Source organism: Xanthomonas euvesicatoria, from assembly GCF_013112235.1.
GTDB classification, from domain to species: domain Bacteria; phylum Pseudomonadota; class Gammaproteobacteria; order Xanthomonadales; family Xanthomonadaceae; genus Xanthomonas; species Xanthomonas euvesicatoria.
In genome coordinates this window covers 753,623-771,286 of sequence record NZ_JABFFS010000001.1, presented here as the reverse complement: position 1 = coordinate 771,286, position 17,664 = coordinate 753,623, and the positions used below count along the sequence as shown (strand labels likewise).

Genomic DNA, 17,664 nt, shown 5'->3' with positions numbered 1-17,664 from the left:
ATGCGCTGGCGCGGTGTGCCCTGGGCGTGCAGCGTAGAATCGGGCCATGAGCAGATTAGTCCTGATCGACGGGTCCAGTTACCTGTATCGCGCGTTCCACGCGCTTCCGCCGCTGACCAATGCCCAGGGCGAGCCCACCGGTGCCTTGTTCGGCGTGGTCAACATGTTGCGCGCCACCTTGAAGGAGCGCCCGGCCTACATCGCCTTCGTGGTGGATGCGCCCGGTAAAACGTTCCGTGATGACTTGTATGCCGACTACAAGGCCAACCGACCGTCGATGCCCGACGACCTGCGCGCGCAGGTGCAGCCGATGTGCGACATCGTGCATGCGCTGGGCATCGACATCCTGCGCATCGATGGCGTGGAAGCGGACGATGTGATCGGCACGCTGGCGCTGCAGGGCGCCGCCGATGGCTTGCAGGTCACCATCTCCACCGGCGACAAGGACTTCGCCCAGCTGGTGCGTCCGGGCATCGAACTGGTCAACACCATGAGCGGCAGCCGCATGGATTCGGACGCGGCGGTGATCGCCAAGTTCGGCGTGCGGCCCGATCAGATCGTCGACCTGCTGGCGTTGATGGGCGACACCGTCGACAACGTGCCCGGCGTGGAAAAGTGCGGCCCCAAGACCGCCGCCAAATGGCTGGCCGAATACGACTCGCTCGATGGCGTCATCGCCAACGCCGACAAGATCAAGGGCAAGATCGGCGACAACCTGCGCGCCGCATTGCCACGCCTGCCGCTCAACCGTGAGCTGGTGACCATCAAGACCGATGTCACCCTGGCCAGCGGCCCGCGCGCGCTGGACCTGCGCGAGCCCAACGCCGAGGCGCTGGCGGTGCTGTACGCCCGCTACGGCTTCACCCAGGCGCTGCGCGAACTCGGTGGTGCGGCCGCCCAGGCGGGCCTGCTGGCCGAGCCGGTGGCGCTGGGCGCTGCTGCTGCCACTGCGCGCACCGAACCGGGCCGCGCGCGCGGCACCGGCTTCGTCTCCGGCCCCGTCAACGCCGCGGTGGATCTCGATCCGTCGCTGTCGGCGCCCGGCCAGTACGAGACCATCCTGACCCAGGAGCAGCTCGACAGCTGGATCGCGCGGCTGCGTGCCGCCGGGCAGTTCGCCTTCGATACCGAAACCGACAGCCTGGACCCGCTGCAGGCCGATTTGATCGGCCTGAGCGTGGCGGCCGAGCCCGGCCAGGCGGCGTACCTGCCGTTTGGCCATCACTTCCCCGGTGCGCCGGCTCAACTCGACCGTACCCAGGCATTGGCGCAACTGGCGCCACTGCTCACCGACCCGGCCGTGCGCAAGCTCGGCCAGCACGGCAAGTACGACCTGCACGTGATGCGCCGGCATGGCGTGGCGCTGGCCGGCTATGCCGACGACACCCTGCTGGAGAGCTTCGTGCTCAATTCCGGCAGTGCCCGCCACGACATGGACAGCCTGGCCAAGCGCTATCTCGGCTACGACACCGTCAAGTACGAAGACGTCTGCGGCAAGGGCGCCAAGCAGATCCCGTTCGCCCAGATCAGCCTGGAAGACGCCACCCGCTACGCCGCCGAGGACGCCGACATCACCTTGCGCCTGCATCGCGTGCTCGGCCCCCGGCTGGCCAGCGAACCGGGCCTGGAGCGCGTCTACCGCGACATCGAAATGCCGCTGGTGGACGTGCTGGCCCGCATCGAAGCCAACGGTGTGTGCGTGGATGCGGCCGAACTGCGCCGCCAGAGTGCGGACCTGTCCAAGCGCATGCTCGCTGCCCAGCAGAAAGCCACCGAGCTTGCCGGGCGCAGCTTCAACCTGGATTCGCCCAAGCAGCTGCAGGCTTTGCTGTTCGACGAGCTCAAGCTCCCCGCCGTGGTCAAGACGCCCAAGGGCCAGCCCTCGACCAACGAAGAAGCACTGGAAGCCATCGCCGACCAGCACGAGCTGCCGCGGGTCATCCTGGAATACCGTGGCCTGGCCAAGCTGCGCAGCACCTACACCGACAAGCTGCCGGAGATGATCCACCCGCAGTCCGGGCGCGTGCACACCAGCTACCACCAGGCCGGCGCCGCCACCGGGCGGCTGTCCTCGTCCGATCCGAACCTGCAGAACATCCCGATCCGCACCGAAGACGGTCGTCGCATCCGCCGCGCGTTCGTCGCCCCGGCCGGACGCAAGCTGATCGCCTGCGACTATTCGCAGATCGAGCTGCGCATCATGGCGCACCTGTCCGGCGACCCCGGACTGGTGGGCGCGTTCGAATCCGGCGCCGACGTCCACCGCGCCACCGCCGCCGAAGTGTTCGGCCGCACCATCGACACCGTCAGCGGCGATGAGCGCCGCGCCGCCAAGGCCATCAACTTCGGCCTGATGTACGGCATGAGCGCCTTCGGCCTGGCCCGTCAGCTCGGTATCGGCCGCGGCGAGGCGCAGGACTACATCGCGCTGTACTTCAGCCGTTACCCGGGCGTGCGCGACTTCATGGAAACCACCCGCCAGCAGGCGCGCGACAAGGGCTACGTGGAAACGGTGTTCGGGCGCCGGCTGTATCTGGACTTCATCAATGCCGGCAGCCAGGGCCAGCGTGCCGGTGCCGAGCGCGCCGCCATCAACGCGCCGATGCAGGGCACCGCCGCAGATATCATCAAGCGCGCCATGGTCAACGTGGACGGCTGGATCGCCAACCACGCGCAACGCGCGAAGATGATCTTGCAGGTGCACGACGAACTGGTGTTCGAAGCCGATATCGATTTCGTCGATACGCTACTGAGCGAGGTCACCACGCGCATGGCGGGCGCAGCTGAATTACGCGTGCCGTTGATGGTGGATTCGGGCGTTGGCGATAATTGGGACCAGGCGCATTGATGCGGCGAATGGCTGCGATATGCTGAATACGCAGATCAGCAATAATCCGTTCCAAACATAATGTGAATTCAGCTGAGTTAATGGAATGAATACCCCCTAAATTCTACATTTTTTTAACAGTTATCTTCACGATCCATCAATGTAGAAAATGTTGTTATATCCCTCGACGGGCGCAACGCCTGTCGGTAGATCTCTCCCATCCCCTGGAGCAGATCTCGGAGCGGAAACTCCTCCCCAAGTTTCCGTTCCCTGGCCCCGCCGACCTCCCCCTGGTCTGCGGGGCTTTTTATTTGTGTCCTTCCACTATGCGCAAGCGCTGCAGCGTTAACAGCGATGCTGCAGGTGCCTTCGGTGTGCGCAGGGCGCGTGGCGTGTAGCGACACCACTCCAAGACCCGCGCAGGCAACGCGTTCGCTTTGCGCCAAGCTCAAATGCATGCCGCGTTGCAGCGTAAATGCCCGCTCATCGTCGGGTGCGGCGATGCAGAGGGAATGCTGCGCCGGCGGTACGAGGCCATGCTGCTCATTCAGTTTATGGGCGGGCAGCACGCGTATTCATCTATCGATTTACGGTTGTTGCGTTTGCGCGCGCCTGCCATGCACGCTACCGCTACCGCTACCGGCGCTGGTGGGCGAGTTTCATTCTGCCAAGGACCAGGGCGCCGTCGCGTCGCGCAATCCGCACCTGTGCGGCCGCTGTCGCCGGGCAGCCTGGCGCACCGATGACGCGCAGTGGATCGAGCCGTCAGCAGGCAACGCACTTGATCGCGACGCGCTGTAACGTGCCCGCCAATGCCACCGCCTGCGTGGACGTCCGCCAGCACGCCACGCCTTACGGCGGCGTTTCGATCAACCGAGCCAGTCGCGTGGAATCAGGTAATCGGCCAGCCGCGCTTCGGCGCTGCCCGGCTCCGGCGTGAAGCCGTACTCCCAGCGCACCCGCGGCGGCAAACTCATCAGGATGCTCTCGGCGCGCCCACCGCTCTGCAATCCAAAGAGGGTGCCGCGGTCGTAGACCAGATTGAATTCCACGTAGCGCCCACGACGGTACAACTGAAACTCGCGTTCGCGCTCGCCGTAGGGTGTGTCCTTGCGCCGCTGCACGATTGGTATGTACGCATCCAGAAAGCCATCGCCCACTGCGCGCTGGTAGGCGAAGTCGCGCTCGAAATCCTGACCCAGATCGTCGAAGAACAGCCCGCCCACGCCACGCGTTTCATTGCGGTGGCGCAGGAAAAAGTATTCGTCGCACCAACGCTTGTGCGCGGCATAGCGCTCTTGGCCAAACGGCTCGCACAGCGCCTGTGCAACGCGGTGCCAGTGCTGCACATCCTCATCGAAGGGATAGAACGGAGTCAGGTCGAAGCCACCGCCAAACCAGGCGGCCACCACCTCGCCATCGCGCTCGGCGCGGAAGTAGCGCACGTTCATGTGCGTGGTCGGGATATACGGGTTGTGCGGATGAAACACCAACGAGACGCCGCATGCACGCCAGGTCGCACCGGCAAGCTCGGGCCGGTGCGCACTGGCCGACGGCGGCAGGCGCGTACCGGACACATCCGAAAAACCGATGCCGGCCTGCTCGAACACCGCGCCGTCGCGCAGGATGCGGGTACGGCCACCGCCGCCTTCCTCGCGCTTCCAAAGGTCCTCGGCGAAGCGTGCCTTACCGTCGGCAGCTTCCACAGCGGCGCAGATGCGGTCCTGCAGGTCGGTCAGATAATCGCGTACACGGTCGAATTCGTTCATGTCCCAATTCTAAGCCGTGCGCTCCGCGCGGTGCATCCCGCGCAAGCGCGCCCGTTTGTCGCAGTGCGATGCGGGATGACGGCGCAGTGATCACCGCTGGGCAATGACCAGTCGAGATGGTCGTATGCCAGCGCAACCGAGGGGCGAGACTCGCTTGTTCTACAGCGCCGTTTCCGTATCAGGAGCTACTTCATAAACTGCCGACCAACGTGTGGTGCAGTGTCCTTGCCGCAAGGATGGGTTCACGGCGTGTGCCGCGAGCGATGCGGGCGCCGTGCATTCGAGCTGGGATTGAAGATAGCCAGGCAACCGCACACGCAAGCTCTCAGTTTTCGATGCGCAACTGGCGAGCGAGGCGTATTTCGTTGCAAGGCAGCTGAACTGCTGCAGGCTGCAACGTCCTTACCGGCTATCAAGTCACTCAGCTTGCGAAAACTCCGCGCGGACAGCGGGCGTGCATAGCCGCCATGCCAATGCTGCGTGGACGCAGCCGATCGCCAGCGCACCCAGGCCGGTGAGGACCAGTGCCATTTGCTGGGTGGCCTGCAAACGTGCCTGCATCTGCGGCCACTCCGGGCTTTGCAGCACATCGGCGGGCAGCAGCGTCTGCACGCCGTCGAACAAGGGCCCGATCAACGCCAGTCCGCCGAAATTAAGCAGCCCGGTCACCAGCAACACCGCCACGAAGCTACGCCTTGCCCACTCGCGTCGCTGCAGCAGCGCCCAACTCAACCAGCAGAACGCAGCCGAGAGCACCACGCCGGCGACCGATAACGACAGCGCGTGATTGATCAGCCATTGCCAGGAGGGGGGCAGGGTGATGCCTTCCGGCAGCCCTAGCGATCCCGCACCTGGCGCCAGTGCGATCATTGCGATCTGCATCAGATTGGCCAGCACGCTGACCGCCCCCAGCAACAGGGAAACCCACGCCAGCGGAGTGACGAAGCCACCGCGCTGGCGCGCCGATGCTGGCCGGACGGCGCTCATTGCAGCGATGCGATGTGGGCGGCCACCATCGCCTGCCCGGGCGGATCCAGCGCAGGTTGCAGGTGCGCGTACCACTCGGGCACTGCGTCGGCTGGCAGGCATTGGCGCAACAGCGGCGTGCTGCGCTCAAGAAATGCTTCGAGAAACGGCAGCCCGCGCACGTACAGGAAATGGCTGTCGGTAATGGACATGCCAGCATATGCCTCGCGCAGCCATTCCAGGTGCGGCAGCGCGTGCGCCCCGTGGCCGGCGCGGGTGAGCACGGTGAGGAAGCTGGTACGCGCGGTCGCCGGCGAGGTGGACCGCTCCTGTGCATTGAGATCGTCGAAGGTCAGCAACCACTGCTCGCCCTGGGCGATCTCGTTGCACATCACCGAGGTGGTTGCCAGCTGCAGTGCGTTGTGTGCCGTGGGCTCCAGCGCATACAGCGCCAGCCAGTACGGGTAGGCCTCGCGATAGCGGTCCAGCGCGCTCAACGACAGCGCGCACAGGCGCTGCGCATCGGCACCAAGGTGGCGCTGCGTCTGCGCAGCGTTGTAGGCAGCCACATGGTCGCCGCGCTGAAACGCGCTCAGCGCCGGTTGCAGTGCGGGATCGATCTCGGCCGCCGCTTCCGACACGTCTGCGGCAGCGACAGGCGCAGCCGTCGGTGCCGTGCGCGGCGTGTTTGCCGCAGTGCTCTTGCGTCCAAACAAACGGTCCCACAGGCCCATCGCGTCTCCCTTCCCTGCGCCCGTGGTGAGTGGAAGCGCCGTCATGCCGGCGGCGCACCGGTCATGCGGCGGACCGGTGCAGCAGCACGCGTGCGGCGATGGCGCGTTACCGGTCCTGCGCCAAGCTTAGAGCCACTGGCGTAGCAACAGGTGAGCGGGAAGCAACCCAGACGCCGGTGTTGGTTTTGCCCGCGCACGTGCCGCGTCGTTGATCCTGATCGCAGCGTCGCTGCGGATGGCCGGATCGGTCACGTTCTGCGCGGGTGGTGAGGGCGCATCGTGACTGCGAGATGGCCTGACCCCGGCATCCGCGTCCAAGACGCGCGGCGCCCGCTCCGTGCCGCTGGCGGCCGACCTCTGGGCAAGGCGCACGCCCTGTCTCGACGCGCCACAGGACGCTTCGCCCTCACCTCGAAGTACCTGGCATGCTCTAAGGCTTCACCTGCTCATTGAACAGCTCGAGGATGCGCTTGTACTCGTCCAGCCACGAATCGGCGCGCGTAAAGCCGTGGCGCTCCAGCGGGTACGGCACCACCTGCCAGTTGTCCTTGTGCAGCTCGATCAACTTCTGCGTCATGTCCACCGAATCCTTGAAGAACACGTTGTCGTCGATCATGCCGTGGGCGATCAGCAGGTGGTCGCGCAAGCCCTCGGCGTAATTGATCGGCGAGGAGATCTTGTAGGCCTCCGGATCGAGCTCGGGCGTGTTGAGGATGTTGGAGGTGTACTCGTGGTTGTACTGCATCCAGTCGCCGACCGGGCGCAGCGCCGCCCCGGCCTTGAACGTGCCAGGGCTGCGGAACAGCGCCATGTAGGTCATGAAGCCGCCGTACGAGCCGCCATAGATGCCGGCGCGTGTGCGATCACCCTGCTTGGTGGCGACCAGCCAGTCCAGGCCATCCAGATAATCTTCCAGCTCGGGGTGGCCCATGTTGCGATAGATCGCCGTGCGCCAATCGCGGCCGTAGCCTTCGGAGGCGCGATAGTCCAGGTCCAGCACGATGTAGCCCTGCTGCACCAGCAGGTTGTGGAACATCTGCTCGCGGAAATACGGGGTGTAGCGTTCGGAGACGTTCTGCAGATACCCGGCGCCGTGCACGAACATCACGATCGGATACTGCTTGCCCGGCTCGGGCGTCTTGGGGCCGTAATACTTGCCCCAGACCGTGCCGGCACCGTGTTTGGACGGGATTTGCACGTACTGCGGCGCAATCCACGGCTGCGCCTTGAAGGCTGCCGTGCGGGTGTCGGTGAGCACGGTGGCCTGACCGCCTGTGGCCGGTACCACGGCCAGTTGGGTCGGCAGATAGCTGCCGGAGTAACGCACCAGCAACTGCTGCCCGTTGGGCGAGAGGCTGAAACCTTCCACACCGTTCAACGCCGTGATCTCGGTGAGCTGATCGTTGCGCAGATCGAGCTTGCAGACTTCGTAATCGCCCGGCCATTTCTGGTTGCACAGGAAGAACATGCCGCTGCCGTCGGCGCTGGGCACCGGCATCGACACTTCCCACTTGCCGCGCGTGCGCTGGCGCGGTTTGCCGTTGCCTTCCACGGTGTACAGCTGCGAATAGCCGGATTCTTCCGACAGCAGCCACAGCGTACGGTTGTCGGGCAGCCAGCCGAAATCGTTGAAGTCCCAGTTGATCCACGCGCTATCGCTCAAACGGTGACGCGGCTGCAGCCTGGCGTTGTCCAGGTCCACGCTGGCGATCCAGCGGTCCTTGTTGTCCACCGCGCGAATTTCTACCGCCACGTTGCGGCCGTCATCGCTCCAGTGCACGGCCGGCCCGCTGCCGTCGCCATCGCTTTCCACGCGCACCGCGCGGTTGCCCTTCAGGGGGTCGCGCTTGGCGGCCTTGCGCAAGGCCGCCAGCGGGTCGGTGGCGATGCCGGGGAGTGGGTCGAACGACAGCGATCTGGCCGTGCCCGCGCCAACATCCACCAGCCACAGCGCATGCGCTGCCGGGGCGTTGCGGCCGACACGGGTGCGCACTTCCTGGAATTCTTCGTAACCGGATTCGGTCACGTACCTGGGCATCTTGCCGGCCTGACCTTCGTCGGCGTTCTTGGCCTGTGTGACCACCAACAGATGGCGGCCGTCCGGCGACAACGCGCTGTCGACGATCTCCACCTCATCGCCCAGATACACCGGCGCCGCCGCACGCGTGGCATCGGCGCGGCGCCAGGCGTCTTCCTGCGTGCGCAGCGCGTCGCGTTGCTCCTTGTCGCGGCGCAAGGTGGCCAGCGTCGCCAGTTGCTGCTCGCGCAGCACGTCGGCCTTGGGAGCGGCGTTGGGGTCGCGCTCGGCCTTGACCACCGCCACCTGCGCGGTGCCGCCGTCGGCGCGCCAGTGGTACCAATTGTTGCCCGCGCGCCAGATCGCACCGCCGTCGCTGGCGAACTGCGGACGCGATTCGGTCTCGTTGCTGCGGGTCAGCTGGGTCAGCGCACCTGTGCGCAGATCGCGCAGGAAGATGTCGCCGTTACGTGCGAACAGCATGCGCTGGCGGGTGGCATCGTAACTGGGGTTTGCCGCATCCAGGCCGGCGCGCGCGGTATCGGCCACACGCTCGGCGGTGCCGCCGCCGGTGCCCTGGCGATAGGTGTCGCGCACCGGGCTGCCATCGCGCTTGAGCAGGTATTGCACCTGTTTGCCGTCCCATTGCCACCAGGCCTGGTCCACCGCCGGCCCGATCCAGTCCGGGTCGGCCATCGCCTGTTCGATGGTGAGCGGGGCGGCAGACTGCGCATGCGCAGTGGTGGCCAGCAGCAGAAGGGTCAACGGCAACAATCTAGGCATCGGACACGGCTGGACGCAAAGGAGAGCGCGCAAGCCTAGCAGTTCGCCTTCGCAGCAGGCTTGGGCCACAGGTCATGCGTGCGTGGCTGCATGCAGCGCCCGGTAGCACCTGTAAGCGCGCAATGAGCGGGCGCGACCATGGGCCTGCGCTGCGCAAGCATGCACTCGCAGATGAGAGCGGTGCGCGGCATCGGCGCTGCAAGACACGACAGCGCAAATGAATCCTTCAACGCCACGGCACTGGACTGGTAACGCCACGCGCTCAACTGGCACATGCGCCGACGAACGCAACGAAAATCTCGTATGGAAGCGCACCTGCGCAGAGGCGCCGCACGACTGCCCTGCACACCTGCAGCCCGTCGGCGTATCGCACTGCCCAGCGCAACCACGCACTGGTGAAGACTTGCCGCGTGCAGCGACGATATGTGCCATGCCGCACAAGGCGCGCGTCTCACACCAACTGGCCTGGCCACCCGCATGCCACACCCTGGCGGCGATCCACTTCGCGCGTCGCAGAGGAAAACCCCTGACTTGCCAGCGGCGCAGGTGGCGGCCAAGCTAGCGCGCTTTTGCGACCGTCGGTTTCCATGTCCAGCCTGCCTGCCCCCGCTATTTCCCATCCGATGGCTGTTGGTGCGCCCGACCGGCCGCTGGCCTGGCGCGCGGGGCAGTCGGTCGGTCTGGCGACCTTCATCGCGCACGTGCACGGCCTGGCGCAGCAGCTGCCCGCGGGCCGCCATGCGGTGAATCTGTGCGAGGACCGCTATCGTTTCATGGTGGCGTTCTATGCATGTGCGCTGCGCGGGCAGGTCTCGCTGCTGCCGTCCTCGCGAGCGCCGGCAGTCGTGGGCGAAGTGCAGGCGCGTTACGTCGATACGTATTGTCTGGGCGACCTGACGCTGGAGCTGGCGCCGCCGCGGTACTGGCAGCTGCCGGCCGAGTTGCCGCAGGCCCAGGGCCCGATTCCGCAGCTGGCCGACGATGCGCTGGTGGCGATCGGTTTCACCTCCGGCAGCACGGGCAGCCCGCAACCCAATCCCAAGACATGGGGCAGTTTTTTGACCAGCACGCGCCAGGATCTGGTTGCGCTGCAAAGTCTGTGGACGCACACCGATGCCGTCCCGCACGTGGTCGCCACCGTGCCGCCGCAGCACATGTACGGCATGGAGTTGTCGGTGCTGCTGCCGATGGTGACCACGCTGGCGGTGCACGCCGGGCGCCCGTTCTTTCCGGACGACGTGGCACGTGCACTGGCCGATATTCCCGCGCCGCGTGTCTTGGTGACCACACCGGTGCATCTGCGTGCGTTGGTCGAATCCGGCGTGGCGTTGCCGCCGCTGGCCGGCATCGTGTCGGCCACCGCGCCGCTGGCGCCGGAGATCGCCGCTGCCGCCGAAGCGCGTTTCGGCGGTGAGGTGCGCGAGATGTTCGGCTCCACCGAAACCTGCGTGTTCGCCGTGCGCCGTACGGCGCTGGAAGCGGCGTGGACGCCTCTGCCCGGCGTGCGCCTTGAAACGCAGGCTGCAGGCACCCTGGTGCATGCGCCGCATCTGGCCACGCCGGTGCTGCTGGCCGACATGATGGACGTGGCCGACGACGGCCGCTTCCAGGTGCGCGGCCGCCAGGCCGACCTGCTGGAAATCGCCGGAAAGCGCGCATCGCTGGCCGATCTGACACGGCGCTTGCTCGCCATTCCCGGCGTCATCGACGGGACCATCGTGCAGCTCGCGCCCGACCCCGGCCAGGCGGTCGGCCGCATCGCCGCGCTGGTGGTCGCCCCCACCCTCGACGAAGCCCAGGTGCTGGCCGCGCTCCGCGTCAGCGTGGACCCGGTCTTCCTGCCGCGCCGCCTGCGCAAGGTCGCCGCCTTGCCACGCAACGAAACCGGCAAGCTGCCGCGCGATGTGGTGCTGGGATTGCTCAACGGCTGAGCGTGGCCTGCCACGTGCGCGCAGCAGCAGGCGTCATGGACGCGACAGTCAGCGTGGCGATGAATGGCCGCAGACACAGCGCGAAGAACGCGCGGGCAGGCGTGGTCGACGCAGGCCACAGAGCGTTGCCGCCTTGCTGGTCGTCAGCGCAGCGGTGTTGGCGGCGTTCATCGGCACCTGTGTGGCGCCTTCGATGCGGGGTCACAGATGCGCGGCACGAATGCCCGCATCAGGTCAGCCCGCATCGCGCCATCCGTGGGCGCTGCTCGATCGATCGCCGCAGATGGCCTCCGCGGCACGTGGCATCACCCATGCACCCCATCGATCTCCACCGCCAGCTCATCGCGGCAGATCACGGCGTGCAGCAGCAGGCGCGGGACCGCATCGCCGAAGCGGGCATCCAGTGCCTGCGCAACCCGGGGCAGGTCGTCGCGCTCGCGCACATAGACTTTCAGGCGGGTGCCGGCGCCGAACTGCGCCGGTAACGCCGGTGCATGCTGACGCGCGGCGCCAAGCAGGGCGTCGAAGTTGGCGAAGGTTTCTTCCAGCTGCGCCAGCAATTGGCCGGTATGCATCGAGGCGTGGCCCACCACCGCAGCGGTGCCTGACAGCAGCAGCGGCATGTCGCTGCCGGCCGGTGGCAGCATGGCACGGGCGAAACTGGGCGGCTGCGGGCCGTACTGGCGCGGGTAGTGGTAGGCACTGACCTGGCGCGGGTTTTCCAGCGGCGTGCCGGCATTGGTGGCGGCCAGCCAGTAGATCTGGATGATGCGCTCGGCATCGCAACGGCCCACGGCGGTGGCCGCCGGCAACTGCGCGGTGTCGAATGCGCCCAACCCGCGTGCACGGCCCACGCAGAACTGCCGGTAACGTTCGCGATCGCCGCTGCCCAGGGTGATGGCGTCGAGGTAATTCCAGATCCGCAGCAACCGCGGCGTCTGGCCGTTGCTGACGAAGGCGGTGATTTCCGCATATGCCCTGGCAGCGGCTTCTTCGATATCGACATCCTGCTCGTCGATCTCGATCACGCCGAACTGCAGGTGCCCATCGCTGGACCAGGCGATGTTGCCATCGCGGCCGCTGCTCACCGGCGCATCGGTGCGCCACACTTCCAGCACGCTTGCCTGGTACGGCTGCAGCGGCACGCGCAGATAACGCGGGTCGTGCAGGCGCGGCGCCGCATCGCCGAAGCCGAACACGGCCAGCACCTGCGGGTCGGTCAGCAGCACGGCAGGGTCGGTCTGGTCGACATAGTCGACCTGCAGCCGGGGATGGCGCACGGCGTGCGTTGTCTGGGCCTGGGAAGCGGTCATTGAGCGTCTCGTTGTTGCGTGTCGCATTGCAAGGTGTCGCCGTCGAAGCCGAGCTTGGCCTGACGCCGGCGATGGCGCCACGACTGCCAGGCGCGCGGCATCATCGACAAGGTGGTGAGTGCGTACAGGGCGCGAAAGGCGCGCAGGCGGATGCGGACTTTGGGGGCGTCGAAGACATCGCCGGCCAGCATTGCCACCACCGCCTGTTCCACCTGCCAGGTGTTTTGCGGGTGCGCGAACAAGGCGCGCATGGTGGGCGAAGTGAAGCGGTAGATGAACCACTTGAATTCATCCACACCGCGCGTCAGTTCGCGCTGCAGGGCGCGCTGCAGTTTCGCCTCCGACTGCGGTACGCGCAGTGCCGCATCCACCATCGCCGCGCCACGTTCGGCGCTGTGCATGGCCAGGAACACGCCAGAGGAAAACATCGGGTCGACAAAAGTATAGGCATCGCCCAGCATCAACCAGCGCGGCCCGGCCATGCGCGTGCATTCGTAGGCGTAATTGCCGGTGGCATGCACCGGCGCCACGCGCTCGGCGCCGAGCATGCGCGCGTTTAGCTCGGCATTGAGCGCCAGCGTACGCATCAAGAAGCCCTCGCTGTCGCCCTTGCGGGTCTTCATGTACTCCGGGTAGCAGACCGCGCCCACGCTCATGATGTCGTCCGGCAGCGGAATCAGCCACATCCAGCCGTGCGCATGCCGGTAGATGCTGATGTTGCCGGCATCCTCGCCCGGGCGTCGCGTCACGCCGCGGAAATGGCTGAACACCGCGGCCGACTGATGCGTTGCATTGGCGCGTTTGAGCTTGAGGCGGTTGCCCAGAAAGGTGTCGCGGCCGCTGGCATCGAGCAGATAGCGCGGGCGGAACTGCTGCACGCCACCGTCTGCCGTGCGTGCCTGCAGCACCGGTTGTTCGCCGTCGAATGCGACCTGCTCCACGCAGACCTGCTCGCGTGCATCCACGCCCACCGCACGCGCACGCTGGAACAGCACGTGGTCGAATTGCGCACGTGGCACCTGGAAGGCGAAATCGGCCTTGGCATCGAGCGCGTGGGAGAAACGGAACGTGTTGTAGCCGCCGCTGTCGTTGGGAAAATCCGCCCCACGCTTCAGCACGCCGATGGCGCGCACGTCTTGCAGCACGCCAAGGCGTTCAAGAATCGGCATGTTCATCGGCAGCAAGGACTCGCCGATATGAAAGCGCGGGTGCTGCGCCTTCTCGAGCAGGGTCACGGACCAACCGAGCTCGGCAAGTGCGATGGCCGCGGTGCAGCCAGCCGGGCCGCCGCCGACGATCAGGACATCCGGACACTCCGGTCCGGGAGCCGGCCCGGCTGCCGGCATGGCGGTCGGGGTAAGGCGAACAGCGGTGGAAGTCATCCTGGAACGAACCTGCGGCGGGCGAGCGTCATGCAGTCATGATAGCCTGACCGGCGGCCCGGCCAGCTTGCGGCCCGCCGATTCATATGTGAAGAACGACCGGCAGCACGTGCAGGCACCGGCCAGCCGCGCGGCAGATGCTCGGATTGGCAGCGGCGGCAACGTACACTACGGCCCGGCGCGACGCTCATGCATGCCGATGCTCGTCCGCGCTGCTCCTGCTTGTTCTCACTCTTGTTGCCCGACCCTGACCTGTGGAAATCCTGGATGTCCTCGCAAACCGCTGCCGAACGTGAACTGGCCGAACTCCTGGTCGAAAGTCTGAACCTGGAAGACGTCCAACCCGCCGACATCGATCCGGAGGCGCCGCTGTTCAATACCGGGCTGGGGCTGGACTCGATCGACGCCCTGGAACTGGCGCTGGCGATCAGCAAGCGCTACGGCTTCCAGCTGCGCTCTGACAACGACGAAAACCGTCGCATCTTCGCGTCGCTGCGCGCACTGTCGGCGCATGTCCAAGCCAACAAGACCGTCTGATCTGCCAACTGCGCCATCCCCCGACGCACCCGCGTGGGTGCTGGGGCTGGGCGTTCTGCTGGCGGTGGCGTATTCGCCGTTGGCGCATTGGGCCAATGCCAGTCACCGCCCGGAATTGGCCGTCATCGCCGGTGGTTTGCTGGTGCTGATGGTGTTGATCGAACCGATGGTTGCGCGCCGGCCCTGGGCCTGGGCGTTGGCGCTGTTGCTGCTTGCCGGGCTGGGCGCGCTGTGGCATTCGCCGTATGCGATGTTGGTGCTGGCGGCGCCGCCGGTGGTATTTACCGGTTGGGTGGCCTGGTTTTTCGGGCGCAGCCTGCGGGCCGGACGCACGCCGCTGATCACGCGCATCGTCGAGGGCCTGTACGGCCAGGCCGGCATGCTGATCACGCCCGAACAACGCCGCTATACGCGCCGCCTCACGCTGGCCTGGGCAGTGCTGCTGTGCGGTCTGACCCTGGCCAATCTGGTGCTGGGTCTGTGCGCCGAGCCCAGCGGCGTGCTCGCGCAGCTGGGTCATGCCTCGCCGCTGCCGATCAGCGACGCGCGCGCCTCGTTGTTCGCCAACCTGCTCGCCTATGGGGTGATTGGCGGCTTCTTCGTTGGGGAATATCTATTGCGTGGCCGCTGGTTTCCACAGCGCCCCTATCGTAATCTGCCAGACTTCTTGCGTCAGATGGCGCGGCTTGGGCCGGATTTCTGGCGCGATCTGCTGCGCTGAGTGCGTGGCCTGGGGCAGCGACGGACGTGCATATTTTCGGGGACAAGACAAAAATGCCGTTGGCAAGGATGCCGTCGCGCTTGGCGTGGGCTGTGTTCAACCTGTTGCAATTGGCGTTCACGCTGGCCTTTACCGCTGGCGGCATCGTCTACGCATTGGCATCGCTGGCGATCACGCGCGACGCCGACCGCCTGCTGCGCATGGGCAGCTGGATGTGGGCGCCGGTGCTGTTCCGCGGTGCGGGCGCCACCGTCATCGTGGAAGGGCGCGAGCGGGTGGATTGGTCCAAGAACTATCTGTTCGTGAGCAACCACCAGTCGATCATCGACATTTGCGCGCTGTTCCATGCCTTGCCGGTGCCGCTGCGCTTTTTACTCAAGGAAGAAATGCGCAAGGTGCCCTTCGTGAACTGGTATGCGCGCGCCGCCGGCATGCTGTTTCTGGACCGCGACAGCCGCAGGGCAGGGGCGTTGGTGCGGCGCCAGGCGGCCGCATTGCTGCGCGAGGGCAAACAGTTGTGTCTGTTTCCCGAAGGCACCCGCAGCCGTACCGGCGCATTATTGCCATTCAAGGCCGGGCTACTGCAGGCTGCTATCGATGCTGGCGTGCAGGTGGTGCCGGTGGCGCTGGATGGCTGCGGCAAGGTCTTGCCGGTCGATGGCCTGTTCAGGGTGAGGCCGGGCATCATCCGCGTGCGGATCGGTGCGCCGATCGCGGTGACCGGGCCGGATGCGCCTGATCGCCAACAATTGACCGAGCAGGCACACAAGGCCGTGGCTGCAATGCTTCAACCCAGGATCTGAGTTCTGCGCTTATGGATTTCGTTGTGCCGCATGATCATCCCTGCCTGCCCGGACATTTCCCGGGCCGTCCCGTGGTGCCTGGCGTAGTCGTGCTCGACCATGTGCTGCAGGCGGTGGAAGCCCTGCATGGTCCGCGCGCGGCCATGCGCCTGCCGCAGGTGAAATTCGTGCAGCCCTTGCTGCCCGGCCAGACCGCCTCGGTCACGCTGGAAGGCGATGGCCCGCGCTGGCGCTTCCGCGTGCAGCGCGCCGAGGCGTTGCTGGTCAGCGGCGAACTGGTGGCCGAGGCGGCGGCATGAGCAAGCACTGGAAACAGCGTCCGGAAGGTGGCGGGCGCTTTGCGTTGTGGCTGATCCGCGGCATTGCACGGCACGCCGGACGTGCGGTGGGGCGTGCGCTGCTGTATCCGATCACGCTGTACTTCCTGCTGGTGCGTGGCCCCGAGCGCGCCGCCTCGCGTGCCTACCTGGCGCGGGTGCTGGGCCGCCCAGCCACGCTGCGCGATGTGGCGCGGCACATCCATACCTTCGCCTCGACCATCCTGGACCGGGTGTACATGCTGTGCGGGCAGATGCAGCGTTTCCGCGTGGACATCACCGGCCTGGATCAACTGCACACGCAAATGGACCGCGGCCGCGGCGTGCTGATCTTCGGCTCGCACCTGGGCAGCTTCGATGCGCTGCGCGTGCTGGCCACCGAGCGCCCGGACGTGCAGGTCAAGGTGGTGCTGGACAAGGCGCACAACCGCGCCATGACCGACCTGCTGGGGGCGCTCAACCCGCAGCTGGCCGCCAACATCATCGACGCCGGCATGGATGCGACCTCGATCGTCATGGCGATCAAGGAAGCCACCGATGCCGGTGCGCTGGTGGCGCTGCTGATCGATCGTCCGCGCGAAGGCGACCCGGCGCTGCCGGCGATGTTCCTGGGTCGCAATGCGATGTTCCCGACCTCGCCGTGGTTGATCGCCGCGGCGCTCAAGGTGCCGGTGGTGCTGGCGTTCGGCCTGTATCACGGCGGCAATCACTACGAGCTGGCGTTCGAAACCTTCAGCGAGGGCCTGGACGTGCCGCGTCGTCAGCGCGCCCCGGTGCTTGCGGTACTCATGCGCGATTACGCTGCCAGGCTGGAACATTACACCTGCTACGCGCCGTACAACTGGTTCAACTTCTACGATTTCTGGAACACCCACCATGCCGATGTGCCGCACCCTGCCGTGGATGCTGATACTGCTGTTCAGCGCCGCACCGCTATGCGCCGCACCGCCTGAGACGCTGGACGTCGGGCAGGTGCTGCAGCGCCTGGCGCGCCCCGCACCGGTCAACACCGAATTCGTCGAATTGCGCGGCTCGGCCTTGCTGAAGACGCCGTTGCGCGTGGAAGGACACTACCGTCGCCCGGACGCGCAGACCCTGGTGCGCGAGGTCAGTGCGCCGTACCACGAAACCACCACGCTGACCGGCGACGAAGGCGTGCTGGAACGCGAAGGCAAATCGCCACGCCGTTTCTCGTTGAGCCGCGTGCCCGAGCTGGCCGGTTTGAAGTCCGGCTTCGGCGCGTTGCTGTCCGGCGACCGCGCGCTGCTGGAGCAGCACTACCGCGTCAGTGGGCAGGGCCAGCCGCAGGCCTGGCAGCTGACGCTGCAGCCCAAGGACGCTGCCGTGGCCAAGCAGGTGCACGAATTGCGCCTGTACGGAGGCAACGACGAACTGCGGTGTATCGAAAGCGTGCCCGCCAAGGGCGACATGCAGCGCACCCTGCTGGCCGGTGCCGCGCGCGCGGCCGCCGGCGTGACCGATGCCGCCGCGCTGACCGCGCTCTGCCACGGTTCGGGCGCGTGACCGCGCGCGGGATGGTTGCGCCGGTCGTCTCTAAACACAT

Annotated in this window: 14 protein-coding genes; 8 read left to right on the top strand and 6 right to left on the bottom strand. The window is 66.4% G+C overall.

Annotated features, from left to right (window positions below):
• Positions 1 to 46: 46 nt before the first annotated feature.
• Positions 47 to 2,848 carry a DNA polymerase I gene (polA, locus tag HLH45_RS03365; protein ID WP_008571146.1) on the top strand — a complete coding sequence of 934 codons (2,802 nt, stop codon included), beginning with the start codon at positions 47 to 49 and terminating at the stop codon, positions 2,846 to 2,848.
• Positions 2,849 to 3,696: 848 nt separating this feature from the next.
• Here the strand turns inward: polA and hemF are convergent.
• The 4 genes from hemF to HLH45_RS03345 form a co-directional block, all read right to left on the bottom strand.
• Positions 3,697 to 4,596 (bottom strand): oxygen-dependent coproporphyrinogen oxidase, encoded by a 900-nt coding sequence (gene hemF / locus HLH45_RS03360; RefSeq protein ID WP_008571148.1) that lies wholly within the window; start codon positions 4,594 to 4,596, stop codon positions 3,697 to 3,699.
• 417 nt (positions 4,597 to 5,013) lie between these two features.
• Positions 5,014 to 5,583 carry a hypothetical protein gene (locus HLH45_RS03355; RefSeq protein ID WP_008571149.1) on the bottom strand — a complete coding sequence of 190 codons (570 nt, stop codon included), beginning with the start codon at positions 5,581 to 5,583 and terminating at the stop codon, positions 5,014 to 5,016.
• Positions 5,580 to 6,296 (bottom strand): hypothetical protein, encoded by a 717-nt coding sequence (locus HLH45_RS03350; protein WP_033478394.1) that lies wholly within the window; start codon positions 6,294 to 6,296, stop codon positions 5,580 to 5,582. Before HLH45_RS03350 ends, HLH45_RS03355 begins: the two co-directional genes overlap by 4 nt.
• 430 nt (positions 6,297 to 6,726) lie before the next feature.
• A complete protein-coding gene (locus HLH45_RS03345) occupies positions 6,727 to 9,087 on the bottom strand; it encodes a S9 family peptidase (RefSeq protein ID WP_033478395.1) in 2,361 nt (786 codons plus the stop codon).
• A 596-nt stretch (positions 9,088 to 9,683) separates the two neighbouring features.
• Between HLH45_RS03345 and HLH45_RS03340 the strand changes: the two genes are divergently transcribed.
• On the top strand, positions 9,684 to 11,027 hold the full coding sequence (locus HLH45_RS03340; RefSeq protein ID WP_033478396.1) for an AMP-binding protein: 1,344 nt from the start codon (positions 9,684 to 9,686) through the stop codon (positions 11,025 to 11,027).
• Positions 11,028 to 11,332: 305 nt separating this feature from the next.
• On the opposite strand, the gene HLH45_RS03335 is transcribed toward HLH45_RS03340, so the two are convergent.
• Positions 11,333 to 12,340, bottom strand: a complete 1,008-nt coding sequence (locus HLH45_RS03335) for a chorismate transformation FkbO/Hyg5 family protein (RefSeq protein ID WP_008571153.1) — start codon at positions 12,338 to 12,340, stop codon at positions 11,333 to 11,335.
• On the bottom strand, positions 12,337 to 13,686 hold the full coding sequence (locus tag HLH45_RS03330) for an NAD(P)/FAD-dependent oxidoreductase (protein WP_033478397.1): 1,350 nt from the start codon (positions 13,684 to 13,686) through the stop codon (positions 12,337 to 12,339). Before HLH45_RS03330 ends, HLH45_RS03335 begins: the two co-directional genes overlap by 4 nt.
• A 303-nt stretch (positions 13,687 to 13,989) precedes the next feature.
• On the opposite strand from HLH45_RS03330, the gene xanC reads away from it, so the two are divergent.
• From xanC to HLH45_RS03300, 6 genes are all read left to right on the top strand, one after another.
• The gene (gene xanC, locus HLH45_RS03325; RefSeq protein ID WP_005914783.1) at positions 13,990 to 14,259 is read left to right on the top strand and encodes a xanthomonadin biosynthesis acyl carrier protein XanC; all 270 of its coding nucleotides are present in this window, start codon (positions 13,990 to 13,992) and stop codon (positions 14,257 to 14,259) included.
• Positions 14,260 to 14,296: 37 nt separating this feature from the next.
• Positions 14,297 to 14,980, top strand: a complete 684-nt coding sequence (locus HLH45_RS03320; RefSeq protein ID WP_008571156.1) for a COG4648 family protein — start codon at positions 14,297 to 14,299, stop codon at positions 14,978 to 14,980.
• 53 nt (positions 14,981 to 15,033) lie between these two features.
• Complete coding sequence (locus HLH45_RS03315) at positions 15,034 to 15,783, top strand: lysophospholipid acyltransferase family protein (protein WP_008571158.1); 750 nt, start codon at positions 15,034 to 15,036, stop codon at positions 15,781 to 15,783.
• 71 nt (positions 15,784 to 15,854) lie between these two features.
• Entirely contained in the window at positions 15,855 to 16,082 is a 228-nt protein-coding gene (locus HLH45_RS03310; protein ID WP_223866257.1) for an ApeI family dehydratase, read from the top strand.
• Positions 16,079 to 17,053 (top strand): lysophospholipid acyltransferase family protein, encoded by a 975-nt coding sequence (locus tag HLH45_RS03305; RefSeq protein WP_008571161.1) that lies wholly within the window; start codon positions 16,079 to 16,081, stop codon positions 17,051 to 17,053. Before HLH45_RS03310 ends, HLH45_RS03305 begins: the two co-directional genes overlap by 4 nt.
• Positions 16,977 to 17,624 carry a LolA-related protein gene (locus HLH45_RS03300; RefSeq protein WP_014091387.1) on the top strand — a complete coding sequence of 216 codons (648 nt, stop codon included), beginning with the start codon at positions 16,977 to 16,979 and terminating at the stop codon, positions 17,622 to 17,624. The genes HLH45_RS03305 and HLH45_RS03300 overlap by 77 nt, the downstream gene beginning before the upstream one ends.
• Positions 17,625 to 17,664 lie beyond the last annotated feature (40 nt).